Consider the following 15,649-nt stretch of genomic DNA (forward strand, 5'->3'; position numbering starts at 1 on the left):
ACATGCCTCCTTAAAAAACTAATGTCACAAGTAAAACAGTGATGGTAATAACGGTGCATAAGAGAGCGACAAATTTCGCTTTAAATGTACTGAGCAGCATCATTGTATTTTTGATGTCGAGCATAGGGCCAAACAGCAAAAAAGCGAGAATCGAGCTTGTGGAAAAGCTGCCGCGAAAGCTTGCAGCAATAAAGGCATCAGCTTGTGAGCATAGGCTTAATACATAAGCTAGCCCCATCATCACAACATGGGAGGAAATGGTTCCGTTCCCAATGGAAACAAGTGTTGATGTTTTAATAGTCGTCTGCACAAGTGCCGCAATAAATGAACCTGCCACTAAATATTTCCCGACTGAAAAGAATTCGTCGATAGAGTGTTTCAGCATAGCAGAAATTTTTTCTGTAAAGGAATGATAATGAGCCGAATGGTTTTCTGTTGATTTTAACGGTGCCTCTTTAACGGTGAATTTAAGAACAATACCAATGATAATTGCCGCAAGTATTGCCAATAATCCACGATGTAACACCATGCTCCAGCTGTTGCCAAAAGCAATATAGGTGGAGAAAAGAACAATCGGATTAATAATTGGCCCTGTGATCATAAACGCTACAGCTGCAGGGATTGATACTCCTTTTAAAATAAGCCTTCTTGTTATCGGAATAATACCGCATTCACAGGCAGGGATAATAGCACCCATTACGGAACCAACCAAAATAGCGAGAATATTATTTTTCGGCATAATTCTTGCAATCATTTCTTCTGAAATAAAGACTTGGATGATTCCGGAGACGATAACACCAATCAAAATAAATGGCAGTGCCTCAATAATGATACTTATAAAAATGGTGTTTAATTGCAGTAATGTATCCATACTCATTATTTTTATTGCTCCTTTTAGCTTCCAAAAAATAAGATAATCTTGTCCAAGCAAACACTTTAGCATAGGCACATGAAAAAAAGATGAGAATAAAAAATGTTTTTATTAAATAAAAAAAGCCTCTTCTTCCCATAGAAGGAAAAAGAGGCAGTCATAAAGCTTATTGGTTTGCAAATAGATTAAACAAGTTATTGACTTCCTTTGCTGTGGCTGGGCTGGTAATTGTCGCAAGCTCTCTGATTAACTGAGCTCTTTCATTTGGATTGAAAATGTTGATTTTTTTGCTGTTTAAATGCTTTGCCAGTGTCTCAGCTTCTCCATCATTAATAGGAATTTTGAATTGTTTGCTGTATTTCAGCAGCTCTGTTGCAGTAATCGTATGGATTTTATGGTTGATTATATTCTCAAAAATTTTCATGTCATCACTCCCCATTCTAACATATGAGGGTTAGGCGAAAATGTGTCATGAAAAATGCAAAAAATCTGAATGATTTATTCGAAAGTCGCCGTATCTTTACATTATCAGGGCATTCTTGTATACTAATTTAGATAAAGGATGACTTCCATTAGTTGAATAAATCGTAACGGTTACTATATATATTCCAGAAAATTGGGAGGTGTCACCATTGAATGTAGATCAAGCATTAGACATACTAAAAGAAGAGGGCTATAAGCATACCGGAAAACGAGAAGATATTCTAGAGCTGTTTGCAGCTAAAAATAAGTATATCACGGCTAAAGATGTACTGGATGCATTGAAAAATGATTATCCTGGTTTAAGCTTTGATACTATATACCGTAATCTTTCTCTTTTTGTGGAGCTCAATATATTTGAGATGACAGAGCTGAACGGAGAGAAGCATTTCCGGTTTACATGCTCACATCACCACCATCATCATCATTTTATCTGTCTGGAATGCGGAAAAACGAAAGAAATTATTACATGTCCGATGGCAGAACTGACTGACAACTTAAAAGGATATGATGTTTCAGGCCATAAATTTGAGATTTATGGAAAATGTCCTGAATGTATTCAATAAAAAATCTACTGTTAGCAAACAGTAGATTTTTTTTATTATTGCTTCGTTTTAATCCAGTTGTCCACCCATTTGGAAGCTTCCTGCCAGCTTGTCACCCGGATTACTCCATCAGGAATTGGCTCTCTATTGTACGGAGTATCAAATAAAATAACAGGAATTCCACATTCATGATGGATCATTACTGCATTATCATGCTTATCCTCAAAAAAGATGTCCACTTCATACTTTTTAACTGCTGCAATTTTATGATGTGTGCCAATTAAGTCAATATGATTATAAGCAATGCCGTTATTTACAAACCATTCTTTCGTAATGTCAAGGAGATGCTGTCCTCTTGCACTGATGAAGTATAGCTCGTGTTTGTCCGCCCAGCTGCTCAAAGCAACGCTTGCTCCCTCTGCAAGAGGAGAAGCAGTATAAATGCGTGGTTCATTATCTATAAACCATTTATCGAATTCCTCGTGTGAAACAGAAACAAGGGGATATAGATCATATTCTTTAATATCTTCTAACGTTATATTTAGTTGGAAGCTCTCATTTAAATAAGGAACGAAGGTATCCGGTCTTGTGACTGTCCCGTCAATATCTATTCCAAAACGCAATTTTTTCATTATGTACTCCTTTTACTGTTGTTTCTTCTAAATTTTTTACTAAAACTTATCCTTCTTTAGCTTATCAAAAGACATGGGAGAGAGAAAGGATTTACGTAAAAAAGTATGTTTCCAAGCTTTTACACTAATAAGGAGTGCTTAATTGGCCATGATAATAAATGCTCCTATTATAGAAAGCGAGGGAATGATCATGGCAGACTACAATAGCAATGAAGAAAAGAATCGCACCGATAGAGAGCAAGACGATTCACGCACAACAGATTATATGGAGGAGACATCTGCAGAGATTGTCAATCCAATGCCTTTTAACACAAGTGTCCCAGTTCGTCAGAGAGTGGAGACGACGAACGAAGAAGCAAAAATGGACACACAGCGCAAGGAACGTACAGAGAGCAATGGCAGAGGAATTGGGATAACAGCGCTGATTATTTCTATTATTTCTCTGTTTGTGATGCCGATTGTATTAGGCATCGTTGGGATTATTGTAGGGTTTGTAGCCCGCAGACGCGGAGCAGTAACGCTTGGATCATGGGCGATCGCTCTTGGAGCATTGTCTATTATCATCGGCATTTTTATTGCCCCGTTCTTTTAGCACAAACCTTTGACTTGTTTGGTCGGCAGCTTCTGTTAGAAGCTGCCGTTTTTTTATTGAAAAAATATTTTTTATAAAATAATATCGAAAGCGTTGACAAATATTTTAAGGCATGATAAATTTAGGTTGTAAAATTTAATGAAACCGCTTTAGGATTGTTACTGATTATGCAGGCAAAACCTAAACTTCGTTCGATAGGAGGATTTTTATATCCTTTATTATGGGCGTAGTTTAGGTTTTTTTTATGGAGTAAAAACGGAGGGATGTAAAAACATAAATAAGCAAGAAAAAAAAGCTGTATATGGGCTGCCACCCTCATACAGCTAAATCAAAGTATAACAATATTATTCCCCTACAAATAGGAGGTACTGTCATGGATTATAATAAATTATCAAAAGAAATATTGCAACAAGTTGGCGGTGAAGAGAACGTAGATAATGTCATTCACTGTATGACAAGATTGCGCTTTAACTTAAAAGACAACAGTAAAGCAAATCGCCCACAAATAGAGGCGCTTGAAGGTGTCATGGGAACAAACATCAGCGGAGGTCAATTCCAAATTATTATTGGGAATGATGTTCCGAAGGTTTATAAAGGAATTATAGATAACAGTAAATTAAGCGGAGAAAAGACAAGCGGCGGATCTTCGGGAGAAAAGAAAAATCCGATAAGTGCTGTATTTGATGTCATTTCTGGTGTGTTCACTCCTATCCTGCCAGCAATTGCTGGAGCAGGTATGATCAAAGGTATTCTAGCGATTCTAGTTGCGTTAGGCTGGCTTTCTAATACGAGTCAAACATATATCATCTTAACAGCTGTTGGTGACGGTGCCTTTTACTTCTTGCCAATCATATTAGCTGTAAGTGCTGCAAGAAAATTTGGAAGCAACATGTTTGTTGCTGCAGCAATCGGTGCAGCCATCCTGCATCCTGACTTAACAGCATTATTTACCGCAGGTGAACCAATTTCCTTTATCGGGCTGCCTGTTACGATTGCTACTTATTCATCAACCGTTATACCGATTCTGTTAGCAATCTGGATTGCTTCTTATGTGGAAAGATGGATAGATAAAGTTACACATGCGTCCTTAAAACTTATTGTAGTACCAAGTGTTACGTTATTAGTAGTTGTTCCGGTTACATTGATCACAGTTGGTCCGCTTGGTGCTATTCTAGGTGAATATCTATCTGGAGGAATCAACTTCTTATTCGACAATGCAGGACTATTTGCGATGATCCTTCTTGCAGGTTCATTCTCGCTAATCATCATGACTGGAATGCATTACGCATTAGTGCCAATCATGATTAACAATGTTACAGTAAACGGCTTTGACTATTTAATGCCAGCAATGTTCTTGGCAAATATGGGGCAAGCTGGAGCAGCATTTGCAGTTGCAATGAAAACGAAAAACAAAAAATTCAAATCACTTTCTTATTCTGTCAGTGTTACAGGATTAATGGGTGTAACAGAACCAGCAATGTATGGTGTTAACGTTCGTCTTAAAAAGCCATTTATCGCGGCACTAATTGGTGGAGCAGTCGGTGGTGCTTATCTAGGAATCACGAAGGTTGCAGCATATATCATGGGTGGTAGTGCAGGTATTCCAGGTGTTACATCATTCATTGGACCAGGACTTAACTTTGTAAACGCTCTAATTGGTATGGCGATTGCGTTTGTTGCTGCAGCAGTTGCGGCATATCTAATCGGATTTGAAGATGTACCTGCTGAAAACGCAGAAGAACCAGCTAAAAACAAAGATGCAGAAGCAGAAGCTGCGGCGACGAAAGAAGCAGGGATTGTATCCGAACAAATTTTAAGCCCTATCGTAGGAAAAGCTGTTTCATTAAGCGAAGTGAATGATCCAACATTCTCCCAAGAAATTATGGGGAAAGGGATTGCTATCATCCCAGAAAAAGGGGAAGTGCTCTCTCCAGTAAATGGAGTTATTACAACACTTTTCAAAACAAAGCATGCTATCGGTATTACAAGTGATAAAGGAGCAGAAATCCTTATCCATGTCGGATTAGATACAGTTCAGCTTGACGGTGAGCATTTTACAGCACATATGAAAGAAGGAGACGTTGTAAAGGTTGGAGACAAAATCACTTCATTTGATATTGATGCATTAAAGAAAGCAGGATTTGACACAATTACTCCTGTTGTTATTACAAACACGATGGAATATAAAGATGTAACACCACTTAAAACTGGTCATACAAGCGCAAACGATGTAGTGCTTGACTTATCTGCAGTTTAAGAAATGTAGGGGGACTGGTTATTCAGTCCCTTTCTAATAACATGAAGAGGTGAATAGAATGGGGAAAAGATTTCCAGAAGGTTTTTTGTGGGGCGGCGCAGTAGCTGCTAACCAGCTTGAAGGTGCATATAAAGAAGATGGAAAAGGACTGTCCACAGCAGACGTATCTCCGCATGGAATTATGAGCCCGCCGGATGAGTCCATGACAGCTTATAATTTATATCATGATGGAATTGATTTTTACCATAAATATAAAGAAGATATCGCACTTTTTGCCGAAATGGGCTTTAAAGCCTTCCGTCTATCTATTGCTTGGACTAGAATATTCCCAAATGGTGATGAAACAGAGCCTAATGAAAAAGGTTTAGCGTTTTATGACAACGTATTTGATGAACTGAAGAAATATAATATCGAGCCTGTAGTAACAATTTCTCACTATGAAATGCCTCTGGCTTTAGTAAAAAACTATGGCGGCTGGAAAAACCGCAAAGTTGTCGAGTTCTATGAACACTTTGCAAGAACTGTTTTCACACGTTATAAAGATAAAGTGAAATACTGGATGACTTTTAACGAAATCAATGTTATTCTCCATGCACCATTTACAGGTGGCGGACTGCTGTTTGATGAAGGGGAAAACAAGAAGAATTCCCAGTATCAAGGCGCACATCACCAATTTATTGCAAGTGCACTTGCCGTAAAAGCCGGTCATGAAATTATCCCAGGATCACAAATTGGCTGTATGATCGCTTCTATGGTCACATATCCATATACATCCAAACCGGAGGATATGTTCGCAGCAATGCAGCAAGACCGTCAGACGCTATTCTTCTCTGATGTTCAGGCAAGAGGAAGCTATCCTGGATACATGAAGCGCTATTTCCGTGACAACAATATTGAAATTGTCATGGAAGAAGGCGATGAGCAGCTTCTAAAAGAAGGCACGGTAGATTATATTGGCTTCAGCTATTATATGTCGTTTGTTGCTAGCACAGACCCAGAGCATCAGAAAACGAGTGGAAACCTGCTAGAAGGTGTCAAAAACCCATATTTGGCTTCGTCTGAATGGGGCTGGCAAATTGACCCTAAAGGCTTGCGAATTGTCTTGAATCAGCTTCATGACAGATATCAAAAACCACTGTTTATCGTAGAGAATGGACTTGGTGCAGTTGATACACTTAATGAGGATGGAACTGTCCAAGATGATTATCGGATTGACTATCTGCAAAGCCATCTTGAAGAAGTGCGAGAAGCGATTGAAGATGGAGTCGAACTAATCGGTTATACTTCATGGGGACCAATCGACCTTGTGAGCGCATCTACAGCAGAGCTTAGAAAACGCTATGGCTATATTTATGTTGACAGAGACAGTGAAGGTAAAGGAACAAATGACCGTATTAAGAAGAAGAGCTTCCATTGGTATAAAGAAGTAATTGAAACAAACGGAGAATCACTGTAACAAAACAAAACCCTTAAGCATATTGCTTAAGGGTTTTATTTTGTCTATAAGCTTCTAAAAGTGGGTCACCCCCCATCAAATCAATGGGGGGTGACTCATTATAGCTTATTGTGTAAGCATATCCTGCTTCTTCTGTTTATCTTCAGCTTCTTCAGCCGCTTTTTTGGCAAAATATTCTTCAGCGATAGCATCTATTTCTTTTTTCAATTCGTCTACCATTGTTTCTTCTGGCACCTTACGGACTATTTTCCCTTTGCGGAACAATAGACCTTCGCCTCTAGCACCTGCGATCCCGATATCAGCCTCTCTCGCCTCTCCAGGACCGTTAACAGCACAGCCAAGCACGGCCACTTTAATCGGTGCTTTAATGGTGGATATATACTCTTCCACCTCATTAGCAATCGAAATAAGGTCAATTTCAATACGTCCGCATGTCGGACAAGAAATTAATGTAGCTGCATTTGCCGACAATCCGAAAGATTTCAATAGCTCACGTGCAACTTTTACTTCTTCAACAGGGTCTGCACTTAAAGAAATACGAACCGTGTTTCCGATTCCTTTGCTAAGAATCGCACCTAATCCAGCCGCACTTTTTACAGTTCCTGCAAACAATGTGCCTGATTCCGTAATCCCAAGATGAAGAGGATAATCAAAAGCTTTTGCCGCTTTTTCATACGCTTCAATCGCAAGATTTACATCAGATGCTTTCATGGATACGATAATATCATGAAAGTCAAGATCTTCGAGTATTTTGATATGGTGCAATGCGCTTTCAACCATGCCATCAGCTGTTGGATAGCCGTATTTTTCGAGGATTCTCTTTTCAAGTGAACCTGCGTTTACACCAATACGGATCGGAATTCCTTTAGCTTTAGCTGCTTTAACAACTGCTTCCACCTTTTCCCGTTTACCGATATTACCTGGGTTAATTCTGATTTTGTCTGCTCCGCCTTCAATAGCTTTCAATGCAAGACGATAATCAAAATGGATATCGACTACAAGCGGGATGTTGATTCTCTTCTTAATTTCTGCAATAGCATCGGCTGCACGTTCATCAGGACAAGCAACGCGGACAACTTGGCATCCAGCTTCTTCAAGTCGATTAATTTCTGCAACTGTAGCTTCGACATCATGTGTTTTTGTTGTTGTCATACTTTGGATAACAACCTCATTGTTTCCGCCAATGGTCAAATTGCCAACTTTTATTGGTCGGGTTTTAGTACGATGTATAATTTCACTCAATGGTGATTCGCTCCTTTAATAATTGGAGAACCCTTAAAAACTTAAGAAGGGTCTCAAATAAATTCAAAAGTACATTCCTATTGTAACAATGAAATACTTATATTGACAAGAAACTTGCTGACATTAACAAATGGAAAATTTGCCGGGAATCGTTTATTGCCCATTGATGTAATGAGGAAAGGTATAAACTTTTCCGACTTGGATATCCTCAGGAGAAACGCCGTCATTCCATTTTTTGAAGTCTGCTATTAAAGTATCAATGCTGACAGGAAGGGCTACAGACGTTTCATTCTCGATGATTGACAGGACCGTTTCGCCTGCTTTTACCTCATGCTCAAAATAGCCGGGGCTGTCAGATCCAGATGATGCCTGTACCTCAATCGCTGGCTCTTTATCTACATTCAATGTGCCGTGATTCAAATCAAAATAGATAACATAGATGGTCAACAGACAGATAAAAGTAATGAAGAGCTTTTTCATACATGATTCCTCCTGCTTTTTATGGATAGTTAAATGTATGTACAAGGAATTTTTAATAGAACCTTTTTCTAGTATTTTATCTATCATTATTTCTAAAAATAATAGATTATAATCCATAAAAAAACCTGCTCTACTAATTTAGAGCAGGTCAGGACGCAAAATAGAAGGTGCTGGAGGGCGAGAAAGATTAAATAAAAAGACTGTCAACAGCTGTTTAGAAAGCTTGTCTACAGTCTTAGTGGCTAATATAGATTTAGAGCAAACAAAAACGGGTATAATTCTAATGCTTATTCTTTTATCGGTTTTTTCGTTTCTATTTCTTTAATAGAAAGGAATACGATGAACAGGGAGATGAACCAATTAAGCATACTGCCGTTAGGTACATTTGTTTCCAAGCTATCCATGATGAAAAAGAAGATAGTCGGAATGGTCATACTGTAGACAGTAATCCTCCATGTTTGGCCATATGTTAATTCTCTTCCTAAAATTCTTGCAAAGACAGTTCCGAAAATCGCAAGAATGAATGCTTCAATTGCTTTAGAAGCTGCAAGGAAGATAAAGAAGATCACGGCCATTATACTCGTAAACAGTGGCACCATTGAATCAAAGGATTTCGCTAATGCTGCTAAATCGCTTTTAGATGCTTGAATATTTCCGAAATAGGAGTACTCAAACGACTGAGATTGTCCTGCTGTGACAATAACGAACTCTTTTGGAAGGAGAGCAACAGTATTGCCTGAAGAGCTGATGTTCTTTTCGTTATAGGTGCCTGTAGAATCAACGATAATTGTTAAGTCTTCTGTATTGGTTACGCTCGGCTCCTTCATATCAGAATGAAGCGTGTTGTCTTCAATTCGGAAGTCGGGAACATCTTCTTCCAATGTGGAAGCTAGTGTATGTATTCCTTCATTCATGCTTTTACTTAAATAATAGATGGTAGGGATAGAGGCGACAATCGAGAGGATCAGAAGAAAAGAGATTGTTTTCCAAATACCCTGTGAACGGAAGCTAGCTATATCTTTTGGTGAATAGATGCTCCGGTAAAACTGCTTAAAAATATTCATTCATTTGACACACCCTTATAAAGATTCATTACTATTTTATCTTTGCACAAATACATATACAAGCGTAAGCCGTTGATTGGCGAAAAAAACTATGTTAAACATAGGAAACTAAAAGATAATGGAGGCTATTAACGTGAATGTCATATATTGGGTTATTATAGGAGCTTTATTTGTAGTTGCGTATATAGGTCTGATTTATCCAATTATTCCAAGTGTTGTATTTATAATTGGAGGTTTTTTGTTGTATGGTCTTTTCTTTACCTTCCAAGAATTCTCTGTCTTGTTCTGGATTATTCAAGGGATGTTCGTTATTTTATTATTTATTGCTGATTATTTAACGAACCTTTTCAGTGTAAAGAAATATGGTGGTTCAAAGGCTGGTATTTGGGGTAGTACGATTGGTCTGATAGCAGGTCCATTTGTTATTCCTGTTGCCGGAATATTAATTGGTCCGTTCTTAGGAGCGGTTATCGCCGAATTGCTTGTAAATAAATCAAATTGGCAAGCAGCCCTTAGAGCAGGCGTCGGCTCTCTTGTCGGTTTTTTAGGAAGCGTCGCAGCAAAAGGGCTGATTCAGACCGTTATGATTGTCTATTTCCTTATCGCAGTTAATTAAAGAAACAGGACTAGTTTAGACCGCAAATCTCAATAGGGCAGTTTTGACAGTCTACCGCTTTTTTTAGGAACGCAAGGTCCTTAACAGTAATTTTTTGAGAGGAGATAGAGATGATGCCGCCATCTCTAAGTTCCTTCATGGCTCTTTGAATAACTTCCCTTGTCCCAAATGTTAAATTTGCCAATTCCTGATGGGTAAGGGGGAAATCAATTAGTATACCATTTGCAGTTCTTTTTCCAAAAGAGTGACATAGCCGGATAAGAATGCTGTACAAGCTTCCTTTTTTACCATGCATGATTAAATCTTGGCATTTAATATTTGCTTTTAAGTAGCCTGTACTCAGCCATGCGGTAAGAGAGGCAAGCATTTTATGGTCATGCAGAGCAAAGTCTTCAAAGTCTGCTCTATCAATGATAAGAAGCTCACAGTCTGTTATAGTTCTCGCAAAATGATAGTATTTCGGTGACTGCTTAAATAATAAGTATTCTAGCAGCAAATCCTCCTCATGGAGAATCTTCATGATAAATTCTTTGCCGTTTTCATGAATTCTGCCTACTGATAGTGTCCCCTCTAACAGGAGATAAATATTGGAAACAGGGTCACCCTCTTGAAACAGCAAGCTTCCCTTTTTAATGAATTGGACATTATTAATCGAAAAATAATGCTGCAATAGCAGACTGTAAAGCGATAGAGTTCCTTCCTTCATCTGTCGCACTCCCTTTGTTGTTTCTCTTTATGCTTCGATTAAAAAATATCGAGTATTTATTGTCAAATGGATTTTGTAATATATTGGAAGGTGAACCTGTCGTTTTTAAGTTAAAACCTATATATACCAACGAAAAGGAATAATGTGTCTATTTAGCGAATCTTTTGAAAGAAGGGATGTTTGTTTTTGCAACAATGTTGGTATAAAAGAAGAGTTCCTTTATATACTAAATTGGGGAATGACTGCAAAAACACAAAAGTCAGTTTTTCTTTTAAAAAATTCCTTGTAAATAAAGCAAAATAATTGAAAGGAATGGCTTAATTTGGTACTGTTTTATTAGAAGAACCTTCTCATGTAAATATTGTCAAAATAGTGATAAATTATATGGGAAGAAAAAAATTTACCTATACATAGGAGGAAAAAACAAATGGCTTTTTCATTACCGCAATTACCATACGCTTACGATGCATTAGAACCGCATATTGACAAAGAAACAATGAATATTCACCACACAAAACACCATAACACATATGTAACAAACTTAAACAACGCTCTAGAAGGAAATGCAGAACTTCTTTCTAAAACGGTTGAAGAGATCGTGTCAAACCTTGATGCAGTTCCAGAAGCAGCACGTACAGCTGTTCGTAACAACGGCGGCGGACATGCTAACCACTCTCTATTCTGGGAAGTTATTTCTCCAAATGGCGGCGGACAGCCTTCAGGTGATTTAGCATCTGCTATCGACAGCAAATTCGGAAGCTATGAAAACTTCAAAGAAGAGTTTGCTAAAGCTGCTACAACTCGTTTCGGTTCAGGCTGGGCATGGCTTGTAGTAAACAACGGTGAGTTGGAAGTAACAAGCACACCAAACCAAGACAGCCCGCTTATGGAAGGAAAAACTCCAATCCTAGGCTTGGATGTTTGGGAGCATGCTTACTACCTTAACTACCAAAACCGCCGTCCAGAGTATATTAATGCATTCTTCAATGTAATTAACTGGGAAGAAGTTACTAAGCGCTACACTGCAGCAAAATAAAACAAAAAACCTTGCTGGCCAATTTGGTCAGCAAGGTTTTTTGTTTTTCGCGAAAATCCTCCTATATCTGCATCATCCTTAATAAATGTTGTATAAGGAACACCCTTTTGTTAAAAACTAGCGAGACAAAGGGGAGTTTTTATCATGAAATTAGGGAATTTGATTGGCAATATCAAACTGACAAAGGAACTGGGACTGCTGCTGACAATCGGTGGACTTTATGCATTAAGCATAGCTCTTTCTAATACCTTTGTTAATATTTTCTTGTGGAAACAATCTGGAGAATTTAAAGATTTAGGGCTGTATAATATGGCTACAATTATTCTGCAGCTGATTACCTTCACCATTGCAGGCAGATGGGCAAAAAAAATTGACAGGGTCATCGTATTTAGAATTGGTGTCATTTTCCTGGCGTTGTTTTATTTGTCTGTACTGCTTATCGGTGATAAGGCATCTACTTATTTGCTGCTGTTAGGCTGTCTGCTTGGCATTGGCTATGGGTTTTATTGGCTTGCCTTTAATGTTCTGACATTTGAAGTTACAGAACCAGATACGAGAGATTTTTTTAACGGCTTTCTTGGCATTCTCGGCTCTGTTGGAGGGATGGTAGGTCCTATGCTGGCAGGGTTTATTATTTCAACCTTGAATAAAACAACTGGCTATATGATTGTGTTCGGAATTTCGCTCGGATTATTTTCATTAGCAGTGGTATTGAGCTTCTTTCTAAAACGAAGACCGGCAAGCGGCCAATATTTATTAAAACGAATTATCGAAGAACGAAAGAATGATGATAATTGGAAAAGTATTACCTATGCTCATTTTTTCCAAGGAATCAGAGAAGGAACGTATGCTTTTGTTATTACTGTGTTTGTGTTTATCGCAACAGGAAGTGAAATGGCGCTAGGCACATTTGGGCTCATTAATTCAGGCATTTCGTTCATCGCCTATTATATCGTGTCACGAAGCATCAAAAGTGAAAAGCGAAATAAGTCCATCCTGGTAGGCGGAATTCTGTTATTCTTGTCAATATTTATCATAGTATTTGACTTTTCATTCATTCGTCTTCTTATTTATTCAGGTATTATTGCCATTGCTTATCCATTAATCCTAGTCCCATATACAAGTCTGACATACGATGTAATCGGCCGCGGCTGGAATGCAGGGGAAATGCGGATAGAATATATTGTCGTCCGTGAAATGTTCTTGAATTTTGGACGGCTATTGTCTGTTCTAATCTTCATTGCAGGCGTAACTATGTTTAATCCGGAAAAATCCATCCCAGTGATGCTGTTTATTCTTGGAAGCGGACATTCAATCATTTATTTCTTTACGCGAAAAATTAAGCTTTCGCCTGCGCCTAGATTAAATGGGCAAGAATAGCAGGACACTATTTAACAAAGGTTCCTTATTTATAAGGAACCTTTGTTATTTTTGTGAATTTTGTTAAATTCTGATAGATAGAACCAGATTTTTACTTTAAAATAAAAGGAGTGAGAATGTCTAAAAAGAAAGGGTTAATTTTATGGGGGAAAAAAAGAGAAAAAGGAGATTTCAGCTGTCTTTACGGTTGAATCTATTATTTTTGCTGATATTTCTACTGTTTTCAATACTGATCCTTCGCTTAGGATTTGTCCAGATTGTTTACGGTGACGAATACAAGCGGAAAGTAGATAAAACAGAGGACATTGTTATCAGTACAACTGTTCCAAGAGGAGAAATATATGACAGGAACGGGAACAGCATTGTAAGCAATAAAGGGAAAAATGCCATTCTTTTTACAAACTGGAAGTATAAGCCGGATGAGTTGAATAAAACGGCAGAAAAGCTTGCAGACTTAATTGCTATGGATTCAAAGAAGGAGATTGACAAGATCACTGATATAGATAAAAAAGATTATTGGCTCTTATTGCATCCAAAAGAAGCAAAAGAAAAAGTAACTATTGAAGAAGATAATAAGCTAAAGGAAAAATTCAGCGAAAAGGACTATCAAAAGCAATTTAATGAGCTGCTTCGAAGCAAGGTAACGGCATCAGAAGTAGCAAGCTTATCTGCACATGACTTAGAATCCTTAGCCATTTATAGGCTGATGACGAGCGGCTATTATTATACGCCGATTGTCATCAAAAATGATGGTGTAACAGAAGAGGAGCTAGCTAAGGTCAGTGAGAATCTGTCCTCGATGCCTGGTGTCGATACAGCAAAAGACTGGGACCGAACATATGGGTATGGAGATACGCTGAAAACAGTTCTTGGGAAAGTCAGCTCCACGCAAAAAGGGATACCAGCAGAGCAAAAGGATGAATATCTCGCAAAAGGCTATAACATGAACGACCGTGTTGGTTTAAGCTATATTGAAAAACAATACGAAGATGTTTTAAGAGGGAAAAAGCAAGCAGTTGAATATGTGAAAGATAAAAAAGATCAAATTGTCTCATCTAATGTTATTTCAGAAGGTAAAGCGGGCAGTGATTTATTCCTGTCAATTGATATGAACCTCCAGCTTGAGGTTGAAAAAATTATTGAAGAAGAATTACGGAAGACAAAGGCAGGCTATGCAGGCACACAGTTTTTAGACAGAGCATTTGTCGTGCTGATGGACCCACATACAGGGGAAGTATTAACAATGGCGGGCAAGCAGCTTGTTAAAAACGACAAGACAGGTTTGCAGGAAGTACAGGATTTTGCATTAGGCAATATTACCACTTCCTATAATGTTGGTTCAGCAGTAAAGGGAGCAATGGTGCTTACTGGATATAAAGAAGGAGTTATTCGTCCTTACTCTATGATGCTTGATGAAGTGATGAGCATCAAGGACTCCCCTGATTTTAAATCTTGGAAGGTGATGAATACTATCAATGACCTTCAAGCATTGCAGCAATCCTCCAATGTATACATGGCCAAAACCGCCATTGCAATCGGAAAAGGCCATTATGCTAAAGGGCAGCCTCTTAGTGTGGAAACACAAGCATATACGACTATTCGTAATTCTTTTGGAGAAATGGGCTTAGGAGTTAGGACAGGAATTGATCTGCCTAATGAGATGGCTGGATTTAAAGGACCAGTAAAACCAAATCAGCCTGGGGATTTAATGTTCTTATCAATCGGTCAATATGACACGTACACAAATATGCAGCTTGCCCAATATATCTCGACAATTGCCAATGGTGGTTACCGAATTGAACCACATATCGTGAAGGAAATCAGAAGTTCTGGAAAAGGCAAAGAGAAATATGGTGTGATGGAGCATGAAATCAAGCCGAAGGTGTTAAATAAGCTAAATATGAAAGAAGAGTGGATGAATCAAGTGCAGAAGGGCTTCCGCATGGTGATGCAGCCTGGCGGAACTGGCAGTGTTTTTGCGGGAAGTTCTTATACTCCTGCAGGCAAAACAGGAACTGCACAAGCCTTTTATGACGGACCATTGCGAGAAAATTATGAAGAACCGCCCCAAGTAATGAATGTCAGCCTTGTTGCCTATGCTCCCTATGAAAACCCAGAGGTGGCAATGGCGGTAATGGTGCCTTGGGTCTATACAACAGACAACGGACCATCACCTAACTTAACTATCGGCAAGAAGGTAATGGATAAATATTTTGATATGAAAAAATAGCAGGAATTTGCCTCGCAAATTCCTTGTTTTTTGTGTAATAATCGCTGTTTTTTCACAATATA

General features: G+C 38.4%; 15 protein-coding genes. 8 read left to right on the forward strand and 7 right to left on the reverse strand.

The features are described from left to right. Positions 1-10: 10 nt before the first annotated feature. Complete coding sequence (locus M3600_RS06255) at positions 11-877, reverse strand: permease (protein ID WP_233313136.1); 867 nt, start codon at positions 875-877, stop codon at positions 11-13. Between the two features lie 160 nt (positions 878-1,037). Continuing rightward, positions 1,038-1,295 carry a DUF2624 domain-containing protein gene (locus M3600_RS06260; RefSeq protein ID WP_233313137.1) on the reverse strand — a complete coding sequence of 86 codons (258 nt, stop codon included), beginning with the start codon at positions 1,293-1,295 and terminating at the stop codon, positions 1,038-1,040. A 208-nt stretch (positions 1,296-1,503) separates the two neighbouring features. Here M3600_RS06260 and zur point away from each other — a divergent pair, with 208 nt between their 5' ends. Further along, positions 1,504-1,917, forward strand: coding sequence for a zinc uptake transcriptional repressor Zur (zur, locus tag M3600_RS06265; RefSeq protein WP_233313138.1), 414 nt, complete (start codon positions 1,504-1,506; stop codon positions 1,915-1,917). A 35-nt stretch (positions 1,918-1,952) separates the two neighbouring features. Here zur and M3600_RS06270 read toward each other — a convergent pair whose 3' ends face one another. Next, positions 1,953-2,528, reverse strand: a complete 576-nt coding sequence (locus M3600_RS06270) for a 5' nucleotidase, NT5C type (protein WP_233313139.1) — start codon at positions 2,526-2,528, stop codon at positions 1,953-1,955. Positions 2,529-2,676: 148 nt separating this feature from the next. Here M3600_RS06270 and M3600_RS06275 point away from each other — a divergent pair, with 148 nt between their 5' ends. The 3 genes from M3600_RS06275 to bglH all read left to right on the forward strand — a co-directional run bounded on the left by M3600_RS06275 (position 2,677) and on the right by bglH (position 6,833). Next, positions 2,677-3,120: a DUF308 domain-containing protein gene (locus M3600_RS06275; protein ID WP_233314705.1), complete on the forward strand. Its 444-nt coding sequence runs from the start codon at positions 2,677-2,679 to the stop codon at positions 3,118-3,120. 373 nt (positions 3,121-3,493) lie between these two features. Further along, positions 3,494-5,377: a beta-glucoside-specific PTS transporter subunit IIABC gene (locus tag M3600_RS06280; RefSeq protein ID WP_237941711.1), complete on the forward strand. Its 1,884-nt coding sequence runs from the start codon at positions 3,494-3,496 to the stop codon at positions 5,375-5,377. Between the two features lie 58 nt (positions 5,378-5,435). Beyond that, a complete protein-coding gene (bglH, locus tag M3600_RS06285; RefSeq protein WP_245399883.1) occupies positions 5,436-6,833 on the forward strand; it encodes an aryl-phospho-beta-d-glucosidase in 1,398 nt (465 codons plus the stop codon). Between the two features lie 105 nt (positions 6,834-6,938). Here the strand turns inward: bglH and ispG are convergent, their stop codons facing one another. The 3 genes from ispG to M3600_RS06300 form a co-directional block, all read right to left on the reverse strand. Beyond that, a complete protein-coding gene (ispG, locus tag M3600_RS06290) occupies positions 6,939-8,075 on the reverse strand; it encodes a flavodoxin-dependent (E)-4-hydroxy-3-methylbut-2-enyl-diphosphate synthase (RefSeq protein WP_233313142.1) in 1,137 nt (378 codons plus the stop codon). A 153-nt stretch (positions 8,076-8,228) separates the two neighbouring features. Further along, positions 8,229-8,555, reverse strand: a complete 327-nt coding sequence (locus tag M3600_RS06295) for a LysM peptidoglycan-binding domain-containing protein (protein WP_233313143.1) — start codon at positions 8,553-8,555, stop codon at positions 8,229-8,231. A gap of 287 nt (positions 8,556-8,842) precedes the next feature. Continuing rightward, the gene (locus M3600_RS06300; protein WP_251644963.1) at positions 8,843-9,619 is read right to left on the reverse strand and encodes a DUF1189 domain-containing protein; all 777 of its coding nucleotides are present in this window, start codon (positions 9,617-9,619) and stop codon (positions 8,843-8,845) included. Between the two features lie 133 nt (positions 9,620-9,752). Between M3600_RS06300 and M3600_RS06305 the strand changes: the two genes are divergently transcribed. Further along, a complete protein-coding gene (locus M3600_RS06305; protein WP_237941708.1) occupies positions 9,753-10,235 on the forward strand; it encodes a DUF456 domain-containing protein in 483 nt (160 codons plus the stop codon). A 10-nt stretch (positions 10,236-10,245) separates the two neighbouring features. On the opposite strand, the gene M3600_RS06310 is transcribed toward M3600_RS06305, so the two are convergent. Further along, on the reverse strand, positions 10,246-10,941 hold the full coding sequence (locus tag M3600_RS06310; protein ID WP_237941707.1) for a Crp/Fnr family transcriptional regulator: 696 nt from the start codon (positions 10,939-10,941) through the stop codon (positions 10,246-10,248). Positions 10,942-11,368: 427 nt separating this feature from the next. Here M3600_RS06310 and M3600_RS06315 point away from each other — a divergent pair, with 427 nt between their 5' ends. The 3 genes from M3600_RS06315 to M3600_RS06325 all read left to right on the forward strand — a co-directional run bounded on the left by M3600_RS06315 (position 11,369) and on the right by M3600_RS06325 (position 15,587). Next, complete coding sequence (locus M3600_RS06315; protein ID WP_233313147.1) at positions 11,369-11,977, forward strand: superoxide dismutase; 609 nt, start codon at positions 11,369-11,371, stop codon at positions 11,975-11,977. A 144-nt stretch (positions 11,978-12,121) separates the two neighbouring features. Then, positions 12,122-13,357: an MFS transporter gene (locus tag M3600_RS06320; protein ID WP_233313148.1), complete on the forward strand. Its 1,236-nt coding sequence runs from the start codon at positions 12,122-12,124 to the stop codon at positions 13,355-13,357. A gap of 142 nt (positions 13,358-13,499) precedes the next feature. Then, positions 13,500-15,587, forward strand: coding sequence for a peptidoglycan D,D-transpeptidase FtsI family protein (locus tag M3600_RS06325; RefSeq protein ID WP_251644965.1), 2,088 nt, complete (start codon positions 13,500-13,502; stop codon positions 15,585-15,587). The last annotated feature ends 62 nt before the right edge of the window (positions 15,588-15,649 follow it).

This window comes from Niallia sp. MER 6, from assembly GCF_023714395.1.
Lineage (GTDB): Bacteria > Bacillota > Bacilli > Bacillales > Cytobacillaceae > Niallia.